We start from the raw sequence: 13,549 nt of genomic DNA on the forward strand, positions 1-13,549 counted from the left end.
GGAACGCACAGGTAAAGATGTGTTCGGCCGCGTTCGAGCTTCCTGGGCGTGCGCGGCGCCCACGGCGTTCACAGGGGCTGCGCAGGCGGCTCATACGCGCTGTAATGGCGAAGTGGCCACTGAGGGCGCTGCGGTGCGCAGAACGAGAGCCGAGCGTGCCGAACTTGCCCTTGAAACACTGCTCGCCGTACCCGTCTCTCCCGACCGGCTGCGCCGGGTTCTCGAGCAGGCCCTCGTGTTCGCCGGGGCGGCGTTCGTGGGCATCTACGTGCCCGGCGACGATCCCTCGACGCTCCTCCTGGCCGAATCGGCCGGACTGCCGCGCACCCTGTACGGCCTCCGGGACGGCTATCCGGCGGCCGGCGGCTCCCCGGTCGCCGAGGCCTGGCGCACCGGCCGGACGGCCTGGCTCGGCCCGGACGAGCTGGCCGACTGCCCCGACGGGCGCCGGACACCGGCGGCGGACTTCTCCGTGGCCGTCCTGCCCCTCGGCCCGGCCGGCACTGGCGCACTGGTCGCCGCGACCGAGCACCCGGGCGGCTTCGGCACCGACGACCGGGCCTGTCTGGAGCTCGTCGCCCACGCGGTCGCCGCACCCGCACCGGCCGGTGCGGCACCGGACAGCGGAGAATTGCCGCCCGACGCCTTCAGCCTGGCCATGGACTCCGGCCGGGTCGAGGTCGGCGACGCGATCCTCGGGCTGTTCGGGATCGCCCGGGACGAGTTCGACGGCCGGGTGGAGACACTGCTCGCACTGACCGAGCCCGAGGACCTGCCCGCCCTGATGTCGGTGGTCGAGGCCGACCACATGTCGATCGGCGACCGCGAACTGGACTTCCGCATCCTGCAGCCCTCCGGACCGCCGAAGTGGCTCAGGCTGCGTGGCCGGCTGCTGCCCGGCGGCGAGGGCCGCCCGGCCCGGCTCGACGGCACCGTCGCGGACGCCTCCACCCTGCGCTCCGACGTCACCGACGTGGCCCGGGTGCAGCGCCTGGCCGCCTCCCTCGCCATGGCCGGCACCGTGAAGGACGTCGGGCGGGCCGTGGTCGCCGCCCTGCGCGAACCCCTGCGGGCCGACCGGATCGCCCTGGCCGAACTGGAGAGCGAGCGGCTCGTCGTCACCGTCCTCGACCCGCCCCAGCCCGAGGCCTGGCCCGAGCTGTGGCGCTCCGAGTGGCGCACCGAATGGCCCGACGCACCCGTGCGCGCCATGCCCACCCTCGCCGCCGCCCTGCGCGAGGGCCGCGCCCGCATCTGGCCCGCCGGCACCCCGCTGGAGCCCGCGCTCGCCGATGTCGGGCCCGGCGGCCTCGCCGTCCTGCCGCTGCCCGCCGGCGGCCGCATGGCCGGCGCCTGCCTGATCGGCTGGGACCGGCCGCACGACTTCGGCCCCGACGAACGCGCCTTGCTCACCGCCTGCGCGGGCCTGACGGGCCAGGCCCTGCTGCGCGCCCACGCCTTCGACGCCGAGCACGAACTGGTCGGCATGCTCCAGCGCACCCTGCTGCCGCGCCGCCTGCCCCGGCTGCCCGGCGCGGTCGCCGTCGCCCGCTATCTGCCCACCACCGAGGGGCTGGAGGTCGGCGGCGACTGGTACGACGTGATCCCGCTCGCCGACAACCACGTGGCCTTCGTCATCGGCGACGTCCAGGGCCACAACGCGGGCGCCGCCACCCTCATGGGCCAGATGCGCACCGCCCTGCGCGCCTACGCGACCGAGGGCCACACACCGGACGTGGTCGTCGCCCTCGCCAACCGGCTGCTGCTGGAGATGGAGACCGACCTCTTCGCCACCTGCTGCTACGTCGACGCCGACATGGAGCAGGGCACCGCCTGGTGCGTCCGCGCCGGCCATCTGCCGCCCGTGCTCCGCCACCCCGACGGCTCGACCGAGGTCGTCCTGGCCGAGGGCGGCCCGCCGCTCGGCGTGCTCAGCCAGGCCGAGTTCCCGATCACCCTGCTCAGGTTCCAGCCCGGCACGGTCCTCGCGCTGACCACCGACGGGCTGGTGGAGTCCGCCGACTCGGACATCGACATCGGCCTCGAGCGGCTCAGCCGCGAGCTGGCCGGCTCCGACCCCGCCCATCTGGGCCTCGTCGCCGACGCGTTGCTCTCCGACGCGCACCGCGGCGACGACGTCGCCCTGCTGCTGGTGCGCTACGACGGCATGGCCGTGCGCCCGCTGCGCGAGACCTGGACCGTGTGGCGGGTCCCGGAGGCCGCCCGGCACGCCCGCCGCTTCACCCGGCGCACCCTGCGCACCTGGGGCGTGTCGCCCGCCACCATGGACACGGCCCTGCTGATCGTCTCCGAACTGGTCACCAACGCCCTCGTGCACACCGACGGCCAGGTCCGCCTCGACCTCACCCTGATCAACCACCGGCTGCGGCTCGCCGTCGCCGACGGCTCACCGCGCACCCCCGTCAAGCCCACCAACATCGGCTGGGAGGCCACCGGCGGCCGCGGCATCCTGTTGGTGGAGGCGGTGTCCCAGGCCTGGGGAACCGTGCCGGTCAGCGGCGGCAAGCAGGTGTGGGCGGACATCGTCCTCGAAAGCTGACCGCCACTCGGGTACCGGTCGCAGCCGCTCCCGGCAGGTCGGAGCGGCGCGGACGCCACCGGTGCCTAGGGTCGGTCGGCGTGGCACACACCTTCGAAGAACTCGTGGAGAAGCAGCGCGCGGCGGGCGCGGCCCAGCGCATGGTCGAGGAACTGCGCGACACCTACGGGCCGCCCGCCGAGCAGGGCATGACGGGCGCCCAGTCGGGCACCTACGAGACCGCCCTGCGCGCCTGGCGGGACCTCGCGCGGGACGTGCAGACCGCGGTGAACGACTACGCGCGGGAGACGGGCCGGCCGCGCGTCGAGGTGGAGGCCGACGTGGAGCGGGCGGCGGCGACGGAGGACACATGAGCCGGGCGGGCCGACGCGCCGAGCGGCTCGCCGACGCGGCGGACGCCCGGCTGCCCGTCATGGAGGGCGGGGCGCTGCTGCGCAAGGCGTTCCCCGAGCACTGGTCCTTCCTGCTCGGCGAACTCGCCCTCTACAGCCTCCTCGTGCTCATCCTGACCGGGGTGTGGCTGACGTTCTTCTTCCAGCCGGAGATGCGCGAGGTCGTCTACGACGGCTCCTACGTCCCGCTGCGCGGCGTCCTCATGTCGGCGGCCTTCGACTCCACGCTGCGCATCAGCTTCGACGTGCGCGGGGGCCTGCTGATGCGGCAGGCCCACCACTGGGCCGCCCTGGTGTTCGTCGCCGCGATCGGCCTGCACATGCTGCGGATCTTCTTCACCGGCGCCTTCCGCCGGCCCCGCGAGCTGAACTGGACCATCGGGCTGACCCTCTTCGTCCTCGCGCTCGCCGAGGGTTTCGCCGGCTACTCGCTCCCCGACGACCTGCTCTCCGGCACGGGCCTGCGCATCGCCCAGGGCATCATGCTCTCCCTGCCGGTGGTGGGGACGTACGTGGCCTTCTTCGCCTTCGGCGGCCAGTATCCCGGGCACGACATCGTCACCCGCCTCTACCCGGTGCACATCCTGCTGCTCCCCGGCGCTCTCATCGCGCTGGTGACGGTGCATCTGATGCTGGTCTTCACTCTCAAGCACACCCAGTGGCGCGGCCCCGGCCGCACCCAGGGCAACGCCCTGGGCAAACCGCTCTTCCCGCACTTCACCGCCCTGTCCGCGGGCCTCTCCCTGACCGTCGCCGGCGTGCTCGTGCTGCTGTCCGGCGTCGCCCAGGTCAACCCGATCTGGAACTACGGCCCCTACCGCCCCGACGTGGTCTCCACCGGCTCCCAGCCCGACTGGTACGTCGGCTTCCTGGAAGGGGCCCTGCGCATGGTGCCGCCGTGGGAGACCGACGTCGCCGGACACACGCTCATGTGGAACGTGCTGCTCCCGGCCGTCGTCCTGCCCGGCCTGCTGTTCACCGTGCTGTACGCCTATCCGTTCGTGGAACAGCGCCTGACGGGGGAGTGGCAGCGGGAGCAGCACCTGTGCGACCGGCCGCGCGAACGCCCGGTGCGCACCGGCCTCGGCGTGGCCGGCACGGTCTTCTACGCCGTGCTGCTGGTGGCCGGCGGCAACGACATCATCGCCCAGACCTTCCGCATCTCCGTCAATGCCCTGACCTGGATCCTGCGCGTCGCCCTCGTCGCTGCCCCCGTCCTCGCCTTCGTGCTGACCCGCTGGTTGTGCCGGGCGCTGACCGCGGCCGAGTGCGAGCGTCTCGCCGAGGGTGTGCCCACCGGCGAGATCCGCCAGAGCGTCACCGGCGGCTACGACGACGACCACGAACCCGTCGAGCGGTTCCGGCCCGGCGCGCCGCGCAGACCGCTCACCGGCGCGCGTACTGGAACACCAGACCGAACACGCCGCGGGTCAGAACACCCAGACCGATGAGGAACAGCCACAGCCCGAAGACGACACCGGTCGCCGTCACGGCGAACCCGAGCGCGGTCACCACGGGCCACACGCTCTCGTCCGGGAAGAACGCCACCGGCCCGGCCCCGTCCACCACCTCCGCGTCCGTACGGTCCTGGGCCCGCACTCCCCGGCGCCGGTACTGGATCAGGCAGAAGAACGCGACCAGCGCCGCCATCCCGGACGCCACGACCAGCGCGGTCGTGCCCGTCTCGTCCCCCGACCACACCCCGTACAGGGCCGCGGACCCGCCGAAGAACACCGCCACCCCGCCGAACAGGATCGCCTCCGTCCTCACCGCGGTCCCTCCCGCTCGGCGACGCCTTCGACCTCCGGATGGTGCAGGTCGAAGGCCGGAGACTCCGAGCGCACCCGGGGCAGCGCCAGGAAGTTGTGGCGCGGCGGCGGACAGGACGTCGCCCACTCCAGGGCCCGTCCCCACCCCCACGGATCGTCCTGCGTGACCTTCTCCCCCTTGGCGGCGGTGCGCCAGACGTTGTAGAGGAACGGCAGGGTGGAGATGCCGAGCAGGAACGCCCCCAGCGACGAGATGCTGTTGAGCAGCGTGAAGCCGTCCGCGGGCAGATAGTCCGCGTACCGGCGCGGCATGCCTTCCTCGCCCAGCCAGTGCTGCACCAGGAAGGTCAGCTGGAAGGCCGGGAACAGCAGCCAGAAGTGCAGCTTGCCGAGCCGCTCGTCCAGCATCTTCCCGGTGAGCTTCGGCCACCAGAAGTAGAACCCGGCGAACATCGCGAACACCACCGTGCCGAACAGCACATAGTGCAGATGCGCCACGATGAAGTACGAGTCGGTCAGGTGGAAGTCCAGCGGCGGCGAGGCGATCAGCACCCCGCTCAGTCCGCCCAGCAGGAAGGACACCAGGAACCCCAGCGACCACAGCATCGGTGTCTCGAACGAGACGGACCCGTGCACCATCGTCCCGATCCACGCGAAGAACTTGATGCCCGTGGGCACGGCGATCACGAACGACATCGCGGAGAAGAACGGCAGCAGCACCGCGCCCGTCGCGAACATGTGGTGCGCCCACACCACCGCCGACAGCATGGTGATCGCGATCGTCGCCCCGACCATCGGCAGATAGCCGAACAGCGGCTTGCGCGAGAAGACCGGCAGGATCTCCGAGATGATCCCGAAGAACGGAAGCGCGACGATGTACACCTCGGGATGCCCGAAGAACCAGAACAGGTGCTGCCACAGCAGCGCGCCCCCGTTCGCCGCGTCGAAGACGTGTGCCCCGAACTTCCGGTCGGCCTCCAGCACCAGCAGCGCCGCCGTCAGCACCGGGAACGCGGGCAGCACGAGGATCGAGGTGAACAGCACGTTCCAGGTGAAGATCGGCATCCGGAACATCGTCATGCCCGGCGCGCGCAGGCACATGATCGTCGCGATGAAGTTGACCGCGCCGAGCGTCGTGGACACACCGGCCACCACCAGGCCCATCACCCACAGGTCACCGCCCGCGCCGGGGGAGAAGTAGGCACTGTTCAGCGGCGCGTACGCGAACCAGCCGAAGGCGGCCGCCCCGCCCGGCACCAGGAACCCGGACACCACCATCAGCCCGCCGAACAGGTACATCCAGTACGACAGCGCGTTCAGCCGCGGGAAGGCCACGTCCGGCGCGCCGATCTGCAGCGGCATCACGGCGTTGGTGAAGCCGGCGAACATCGGCGTCGCGAACAGCAGCATCATGATGGTGCCGTGGATGGTGAAGAACTGGTCGTAGCCCTGCTCGCTCAGGAACTGCAGGCCGGGCCGGGCCAGTTCGGCGCGCATGGCGAGGGCCAGCAGCCCGGCCAGCAGGAAGAAGCAGAACGCCGTCACCATGTAGAGCCGCCCGATCACCTTGTGATCGGTCGTGGACACCCAGCGCAGCAGAGCCCGGCCCGGCCGCGGGGCGGGAGCCGTGTACCGCGCGACGATCTCTCGCGTGTCCGGCAATTCGGGTAGTTCGGTCATCTCCGGTGACGCTACTCCCCGTGCCCGAGCCCCCGGCCCGCGCCACGCCCTGCACTCACCACCGCGTGAACCGCCCACGGCACCGGCGCGACATCACCGTGACGAACGGGGGCAGGGGACGGGCCGATCCGGAGAGTTGCCGTTGGGGCGCAGACCACAGAGCTCCGGGGCCTCGTCGAAAATCACCTCGTAGGCGTCCGGGGCAGCGGCTGCCGCGGCAGTGAGGTGGGGCGGTCCTCGGTGTACGGGCCGGGGTTGCGCGCGGGGCGATGGCGCTGACCATCACCGGTAGCTGCCCTCCAAGCCCCGTCCATTCGTCACTCGTTGGCGTGACGGCACGGTTCACGCGTGGTCGCATGCCAACCCGGCCCCGGTGCGAGCGGATGTCCGGGTGAACGCCCGCTGCCGCTCCGGGGCCGGGCCGGGCGGTCAGGCGTGGGTCTTGGACAGCAGTTCCAGGACGTCCGCCGTCGTCCCGCTCTCGCCGAGCCGCGGGAAGATCCGCTCGACGCTGCCCGCGTGCGCCTCGGGGTCGCTGTCGGCCATCGCGTCGGTGGCGAGGGTGACGTGGTAGCCGTGGGCGTAGGCGTCACGGGCGGTGGACTCGACGCCGATGCTGGTGGAGATGCCGGTGAGGACGATCTGGGTGATGCCGCGGCGGCGCAGCTGGACGTCCAGGTCGGTGCCGTGGAAAGCGCTCCAGTTGTGCTTGGTGACGCGGATGTCTCCCGGATGGCCGGACAGTTCGTCGACGATGACGTCCCAACCCTCGGGGAAGGCCAGGCCGCGGGCCTGCTGCTCGGTCCGGCCGGAGACGGCGTCCGCCCAGTCGGGGGCGAAGGAGACCCGGACGAGGACCACGGGCAGGCCGCGGGAGCGGAACGCGTCGGCCAGTTCCGCCGTACGGGACACGACGTCGGCGGCGGGGTACGGCTGGGTGGGCATGCCCGTGATGCCGGCCTGGAGGTCGATCGCGACGAGGGCGGTACGGGCGTCGAGGGTAGTGAGCGACATGAGGCGGTCAGGCCTTTCGAGGGGTGAGCCGGCCGAGGGGACGGCCGGGCGGGATCGTTGCCGGCGCCAGGGCCGGGCCGGCGGGTATGAAGAGGGCCGGGCCGCGCGGCCCGGCCGTATCGGCGCGGTACGGGAACGCCGCGGCGGCGGACGCCCCGGGCCGGCGGGTGGGTCCGGACGTCACGGACGTGAGAGCCGTTCCAGCAGCTCCAGCGCCGTCAGGACCGTCTGCCGCTCCTCCTCGGTGTAGCGGTCCTGGAAGGCGCGGGCCAGCCACTCCTCGCGCAGCTGCCTGTTGCCCTCGACCCGGGTCCGGCCGGACTCGGTGAGGGTGACCAGTTGACGGCGGCCGTCGTCGGGGTCGGGGGCACGCCGGATGAGGCCGTGCCGGTCCAGGGCGGCCAGCGTGGTCGCCATCGACTGCGGCCGCACTCCCTCTGCGGCGGCCAGGGCGCTGGCCGTGGCCGCGCCGTGCTTGCCGACCAGGGACAGCGCCGACTCCTGGGACGGCGTGAGGTCGGCGTCCTGCGCGACCTCGCGGATGCGACGCCGCAGCCGGCTGAAGACCACGCGCAGGTCCAGCGCGGCGCGGACGGCGGAGTCCGGGGTGTGCTCCATGCCGCCAGGGTAGGACGGACAGATGAAACTGTCCAGCTTGAACTGTTCAGTCTTGCCTGAGTGAAGGAGCTGGGCGATGTCCCCGAGGTGTGCGGCGGTCCGGGGCCCCTAGGCTGAGGGCGTGCGTCTGCTCCTGATGTCCGACACCCACCTCCCCAAGCGCGCGAAACGGCTCCCCGGCCAACTGCTCGCCGAACTCCCGCACGCGGACGTCGTGTTCCACGCAGGTGACTGGGTCGATACCGCCACCCTCGACCTGCTCGAGAGCCGCAGCCGTCGGCTCATCGGCGTCCACGGCAACAACGACGGCCCCGACCTGCGGGCCCGCCTCCCCGAAGTGGCCTACGCCGAACTGGACGGCCTGCGCTTCGGCGTGGTGCACGAGACGGGTCCCGCCCAGGGCCGCGAGGCCCGCTGTGCCGCACGCTTCCCCGACCTCGACGTCCTGGTCTTCGGCCACAGCCACATCCCCTGGGACACCGTCGCCCCCGGCGGGCTGCGGCTGCTCAACCCCGGCTCCCCGACCGACCGCCGCCGCCAGCCGCACTGCACCTACCTCACGGCGACCCTCACCGACGGCGCGCTCACCGACGTCACCCTGTGGCGTCTGCCCCAGCGGTAGCGGGCCCGTGGGACGATGCACCGATGATCAACGACTTCGACATACCCGCCGTCGTCCCCGCGGGCCGCATGGCCGAGCAGGAGCAGCCGGTCCTCGACCTGCCGGGCGGCCTGGAGCTGCGGCCCTGGCGGACCGACGACGCCGACGCCGACGCGCTGCTCGAAGGCGGGCAGGATCCGGCGATCCGGCAGTGGAACCTGTTCTCCGTCGGCAGCCGGGACGAGGCCCGCGCCCGGATCGGGCGCATGCACGAGCGGTGGCGGGCCGAGACCGGCGCCGTGTGGGCGATCGCCCGGCCCGGCGGCGCGCCGCTCGGGCTCACCGGGCTCCACGCCGTCGACCTGGCCGGTGGCAGCGCCGACGTCATGTACTGGGTGCTGCCGGCCGCGCGCGGCGGAGGCATCGTCGTGGAGGCGTCCCGGCGGCTCGGCCGGTGGGCCCTGGACGACCTGGGCCTGCACCGGCTGCGGCTGTGCCACGCCGTTGCCAACACGGCCTCCTGCCGGGTCGCCGAGAAGGCCGGATACGCCTTCGAGGGCACCATGCGCTCCTCGCTGCTGCACGCCGACGGCTGGCACGACGAGCACTTGCACGCGCTGGTGGCCGGGGCAGAACAAGCCGACTGAGCCGGTCCGGCCGAGTCGGGGCCGGGGCGTGCGGGTCGGGTGGGGTGTCTACCGGTGCCGGGGCCGGTGACGGTGGCCGGGCCGGGGACGTCTCCGGTGTCGTACACAGGTGGCCACCACCGCCAGTGCGGCGCCCACCGCAGCCGCGGCCGCCGCCCGCTTCGCGACCGGCACCCCGGCCGCGCGCAGGAGGTCGAGCGGCTCCACCGCGTCGTCGTCCGCGGGGGGCAGCTCCGGTTGTTCGTCGGCCGCCGGTGGCGGCCGCTCGCCGAGCCGCTCCGCGAGGCAGGCCGCGAACTGGCCCACCAGCCGGTCGCCCACCTCCGCCAGTACCCCACGGCCGAACTGCGCGGGACGCCCGGTCACCGCCAGATCGGTCCGCACCGACACGGCCGTGCCCCCGTCACGCTCGCTCAGCGAGCCGGTGACCGTCGCCCGGGCCGTACCCTGCCCGCGGGTCTCCCGGCCGCTCGCCACGAGCACCATCCGGTGGGCCGCGTCGTCCTTCTCCTCGAACACCGCGGTGCCCCGGTAGGTCACCGTGACCGGCCCGACCTTCACCTTCACCGAACCGGTGACAGTGGTGCCGTCGTACTCCTCGACCACCGCGCCCGGCAGACAGGGCGCGACACGCTCGATGTCGAGGAGCGCGCGCCAGGCGTCGTCGACCGGGACGGGGACCGTGAACTCGTGCTGCAGCTCCATGGGTTCCTCCTCGCACTCACAAAGCGGCGGGGTGGTGGATGGCCCCCGCGGTCGTGGTCAGGGGCGCGCCGCTGCCGCCCCAGCGCAGGGCGACGATCTCGGCGGCGACGGACACGGCGACCTCCTCGGGCGTGCGCGCCCCGAGGTCCAGCCCGAGCGGCGAGCGCAGCCGGGCCAGTTCGGCCTCCGTCACACCCGCCTCGATCAGCCGCTCGCGCCGCTCGTCGTGGGTGCGGCGGCTGCCCATCGCCCCGATGTAGGCGGCGGGCCGGCGCAGCGCCTCCTTGAGCAGCGGCACGTCGAACTTCGGGTCGTGGGTGAGGACGCAGATCACCGTGCGCTCATCGGTCTCGGTGCTCCCGAGATAGCGGTGCGGCCATTCGACGACGACCTCGACACCGGCCGGGAAGCGCTTGGGCGTGGCGAAGACCGGGCGGGCGTCGCACACGGTGACCCGGTAGCCGAGGAAGTCGCCGACTCGGGCCACCGCGGCCGCGTAGTCGATCGCGCCGAAGACCAGCATGCGCGGCGGTGGCGCGAACGACTGCAGGAACACCGTGACGGCGTCCTCGCGGCGCTCCCCGTGCGGCCCGTAGTGCCGGAGCACCGAGGCGCCGAGGGCGAGTTCGCCGCGCGCGTCGGCCGTGACCGCGGCATCGAGGCCGCTCGCGCCGAGTGTCCCGGCCACGGTGTCCGGCCAGACGGCCAGCGTGGCCCCGCGCGGGGCGGGCCCGTCGACCACCGTGGCCGCGGTCACCGGCTCGCCCGCGGCGACGGACGCGGCGACCGCGCCGAAGGCCGGGTCGGTCCCGGGCGTCACGGGCCGCACCAGCACGGTGATCTCGCCACCGCAGGTGAGGCCGACCGCGAACGCGTCCTCGTCGCTGTAACCGAAGGTGGCGAGCCGCGCCTCGCCGCTCGCCACCACCTCCTGCGCCAGTTCGTACACCGCGCCTTCCACACAGCCCCCGGAGACGCTGCCCACGACCTCGTCGCCGGACCCCACGGCCATGGCGGCGCCGGGTCCGCGCGGCGCGCTGCGGCTGACCGAGACGACAGTGGCCAGACCGAACGGCGTCCGGTCGGCATACCAGCGCTCCAGCGCCGGCAGAATCTCACGCACGCTCCGCTCCTTTCCCCGGGGCCGCAGAGACCTCGGCGGCCTCCGCCCCGCGCACCACCGCAGCCAGCCGCTCCAGTGCCGCCAGGCTGTGGCCCTCGACGAAGACGTCCACGCTCGGCAGGGCCGCCGCCATCCCGGCGGCCAGCGGCGCATAGCCGGGGCGGGCCTTGCGGGGGTTGGCCCAGATCACCTGGTGCGCCAGCCCGTGCAGGCGGCGCATCTGCGCGCCGAGCAGCTCCGGATCGTCGCGCTCCCAGCCGTCCGAGAGCAGGACGACGACCGCGCCGCGCGCCATGCCGCGCTGCCCCCAGCGGTTGAGGAACTCGCGCAGCAGCTCGCCGAGCCGGGTGCCGCCGCGCCAGTCCGGCACGGCCGCAGCCAGGGCCGCCATCGCCAGGTCCGGGTCCCGGTGCGAGAGCTCGCGGGTGGCCCGGGTCAGCCGGGTGCCGATGGTGAACACCTCGGTGCGGCCCGCGAGCACCGCCGCATGGGCGAACCGCAGCAGCGCGTCGGCGTAGGGCGCCATCGAGCCGCTCACGTCGACGAGGAGAACGACCCGACGGGGCTGCCGCACGCGCGCGTGCCGCCGCAGCAGGGCCGGCTCACCGCCGCGCCGCAGCAGCTCCCGTACGGTCCGGCGCGGGTCGACGTCCCCGCGCCGGGCGGGCCGCCGCCGGGCCGAACGCCGGGTCTGTCCGTGCAGGGCGAAGGCCGCGAGCAGCCGGTTGAGCTGGGTGCGCTCGGTGGCGTCCAGATCGGCGACGTCGCGGTGGCGCAGCACTTCCGCGGCGCTGGCGAGGGCGGCGGCGGGCGGCCCGAGGGGCTCGTTGCCGCCCGGCCCGCGCGCTCCGGCGGGCGCGTCCCGTACGGCGAGCCGCATCCGGGGCGGGGGAGCGGCCCGTACTCCCTGCCGGGCGCCCTGGCCGGCCGGCCCGAAGTACGCGGCGAACACCCGCTCGTACCGATCCAAGTCGTCGTGCCCGCCGCACAGCGTCGCCCGTCCCGCCCAGTAGACGTCCGCCCGCATCCCGGGCCGCAGCACGTCCACGGCGCGCAGGAACGCGTACAGCCGCTCGGTACTCGCGTCGACCCCTGCCGCCCGCAGCGCCCGCACGAACCCCACGAGCACGGCATCCGCCGCCGGGCCCGCGTCTCCTGCCCGTACGGGCTCCCCCGGCTGTCGCGCCTGGCCTGCGTCTCCCACTCGGCCTGCGTCTGCTGCTCGGAGTGGCTCTTCCGGCTCTCCTACTCGACCTGCGTCTCCCGCCCGGCCCGGGTCTCCCACTCGGTCTGCGTCTGCTGCCCGGAGTGGCTCTCCCGGCTCTCCCGCCCGGCCTGCGTCTCCTGTCCGCAGCGGCCCTCCCGGCTCTCCCGCCCGGACTGGCCCTCCCGGCTCACCTGGCCCTCCAAGCTCTCCCGGCTGTCCCGCCCCGCCCGCGCCCCCTGGCCGGAGTGGTCCTCCCGGCCCCGGCGGAGTCCGGCGTTCGATCCCCGCAGCCCCCTCCCTCTCCGCGGCCCCTTGCCTCTCGTGTCCCGTGCCGGTCATGGCGGTCACGTCCCCCGGGCCGACAGGACGGCGGCGAGATCGAGTCCCCGTGCCCGGTCCGTGTCCTCGCGGTACTTCAGGACCGATCCCAGGGTCGCCACGGCCAGGTCCGCGTCCACCTCGGTCGCCCCCAGCGCGGCCAGCGCCTCGGCCCAGTCGATCGTCTCGGCCACCCCGGGCGGCTTGACCAGGTCCGCGCCCCGCAGCGCCTGCACCAGCGCGGTGACCTGCTCGGCCAGCCGTGCCGACACCTTTGGCAACCGGGTCCGCACGATGGCCAGTTCGCGGGCGAAGGACGGATGGTCGAACCAGTGGTAGAGACACCGCCGTTTCAGCGCGTCGTGCACCTCCCGGGTCCGGTTCGAGGTCAGGACGACCACCGGCGGTTCCTCGGCCCGCAGCGTGCCGATCTCCGGGATCGTGACGGAGTACTCGGACAGCAGCTCCAGCAGGAACGCCTCGAACTCGTCGTCGGCCCGGTCGATCTCGTCGACGAGCAGCACCGACGGCTGGGTCCGCAGGGCCTGCAGCAGTGGCCGGGCGACGAGGAAGCGCTGGTCGTACAGCTCGCTCTCCAGGCGCTCCGCGTCCTGGACACCGGCTGCCTCGGCGGCCCTCAGATGCAGCAGCTGCCGAGGGAAGTCCCAGTCGTACAGGGCCTGGGATGCGTCGATGCCCTCGTGGCACTGCAGCCGGATCAGCGGCGCGCCGAGCGCCCCGGCCAGCGCGGTCGCGAGCGCGGTCTTGCCCACGCCCGCGTCGCCCTCGCAGAACAGCGGCCGGTGCAGTTTCAGGGCCAGGAAGCAGGTGACGGCGAGTCCTTCGTCGACGAGGTAGCCCGTCTCCTCCAGGCGGGCCCCCACCTGCTCCGGGTCGTCCATCCGGGTGATCGGC

14 protein-coding genes are annotated in these 13,549 nt (G+C 73.5%); 5 read left to right on the top strand and 9 right to left on the bottom strand.

All coding sequences use genetic code 11. The features are described 5' to 3' along the window. The first annotated feature begins 112 nt into the window (after positions 1-112). From ACFZCP_RS36460 to ACFZCP_RS36470, 3 genes are all read left to right on the top strand, one after another. A complete protein-coding gene (locus ACFZCP_RS36460) occupies positions 113-2,560 on the top strand; it encodes a SpoIIE family protein phosphatase (protein ID WP_391436994.1) in 2,448 nt (815 codons plus the stop codon). A gap of 80 nt (positions 2,561-2,640) precedes the next feature. Next, positions 2,641-2,913, top strand: a complete 273-nt coding sequence (locus ACFZCP_RS36465) for a hypothetical protein (RefSeq protein WP_391436997.1) — start codon at positions 2,641-2,643, stop codon at positions 2,911-2,913. After that, complete coding sequence (locus ACFZCP_RS36470; RefSeq protein ID WP_391437000.1) at positions 2,910-4,403, top strand: cytochrome b N-terminal domain-containing protein; 1,494 nt, start codon at positions 2,910-2,912, stop codon at positions 4,401-4,403. Before ACFZCP_RS36465 ends, ACFZCP_RS36470 begins: the two co-directional genes overlap by 4 nt. Here the strand turns inward: ACFZCP_RS36470 and ACFZCP_RS36475 are convergent. The 4 genes from ACFZCP_RS36475 to ACFZCP_RS36490 form a co-directional block, all read right to left on the bottom strand. Then, complete coding sequence (locus tag ACFZCP_RS36475; RefSeq protein ID WP_391437003.1) at positions 4,339-4,722, bottom strand: cytochrome c oxidase subunit 4; 384 nt, start codon at positions 4,720-4,722, stop codon at positions 4,339-4,341. The genes ACFZCP_RS36470 and ACFZCP_RS36475 overlap by 65 nt on opposite strands. After that, a complete protein-coding gene (ctaD, locus tag ACFZCP_RS36480) occupies positions 4,719-6,401 on the bottom strand; it encodes a cytochrome c oxidase subunit I (protein ID WP_391437008.1) in 1,683 nt (560 codons plus the stop codon). The genes ACFZCP_RS36475 and ctaD overlap by 4 nt, the downstream gene beginning before the upstream one ends. Before the next feature lie 429 nt (positions 6,402-6,830). Then, positions 6,831-7,415: a hydrolase gene (locus tag ACFZCP_RS36485; protein ID WP_391437013.1), complete on the bottom strand. Its 585-nt coding sequence runs from the start codon at positions 7,413-7,415 to the stop codon at positions 6,831-6,833. Between the two features lie 180 nt (positions 7,416-7,595). Further along, on the bottom strand, positions 7,596-8,033 hold the full coding sequence (locus tag ACFZCP_RS36490; RefSeq protein WP_391437019.1) for a MarR family transcriptional regulator: 438 nt from the start codon (positions 8,031-8,033) through the stop codon (positions 7,596-7,598). Between the two features lie 121 nt (positions 8,034-8,154). On the opposite strand from ACFZCP_RS36490, the gene ACFZCP_RS36495 reads away from it, so the two are divergent. Continuing rightward, entirely contained in the window at positions 8,155-8,655 is a 501-nt protein-coding gene (locus ACFZCP_RS36495; protein ID WP_391437023.1) for a YfcE family phosphodiesterase, read from the top strand. Positions 8,656-8,678: 23 nt separating this feature from the next. Next, positions 8,679-9,281: a GNAT family N-acetyltransferase gene (locus tag ACFZCP_RS36500; RefSeq protein ID WP_391437028.1), complete on the top strand. Its 603-nt coding sequence runs from the start codon at positions 8,679-8,681 to the stop codon at positions 9,279-9,281. Between the two features lie 48 nt (positions 9,282-9,329). On the opposite strand, the gene ACFZCP_RS36505 is transcribed toward ACFZCP_RS36500, so the two are convergent. From ACFZCP_RS36505 to ACFZCP_RS36525, 5 genes are all read right to left on the bottom strand, one after another. Next, entirely contained in the window at positions 9,330-9,986 is a 657-nt protein-coding gene (locus ACFZCP_RS36505) for an SRPBCC domain-containing protein (protein ID WP_391437031.1), read from the bottom strand. 16 nt (positions 9,987-10,002) lie between these two features. Beyond that, the gene (locus ACFZCP_RS36510) at positions 10,003-11,109 is read right to left on the bottom strand and encodes an XdhC family protein (RefSeq protein ID WP_391437035.1); all 1,107 of its coding nucleotides are present in this window, start codon (positions 11,107-11,109) and stop codon (positions 10,003-10,005) included. Beyond that, positions 11,102-12,313 carry a VWA domain-containing protein gene (locus tag ACFZCP_RS36515; protein ID WP_391437039.1) on the bottom strand — a complete coding sequence of 404 codons (1,212 nt, stop codon included), beginning with the start codon at positions 12,311-12,313 and terminating at the stop codon, positions 11,102-11,104. The genes ACFZCP_RS36510 and ACFZCP_RS36515 overlap by 8 nt, the downstream gene beginning before the upstream one ends. Before the next feature lie 41 nt (positions 12,314-12,354). Then, on the bottom strand, positions 12,355-12,507 hold the full coding sequence (locus ACFZCP_RS36520; RefSeq protein ID WP_391437042.1) for a hypothetical protein: 153 nt from the start codon (positions 12,505-12,507) through the stop codon (positions 12,355-12,357). A 153-nt stretch (positions 12,508-12,660) separates the two neighbouring features. Further along, positions 12,661-13,536 carry an AAA family ATPase gene (locus tag ACFZCP_RS36525; protein ID WP_391437045.1) on the bottom strand — a complete coding sequence of 292 codons (876 nt, stop codon included), beginning with the start codon at positions 13,534-13,536 and terminating at the stop codon, positions 12,661-12,663. Between the last annotated feature and the right edge of the window lie 13 nt (positions 13,537-13,549).

The sequence above is a fragment of the Streptomyces sp. NPDC007971 genome (assembly GCF_042958635.1).
GTDB lineage: Bacteria > Actinomycetota > Actinomycetes > Streptomycetales > Streptomycetaceae > Streptomyces.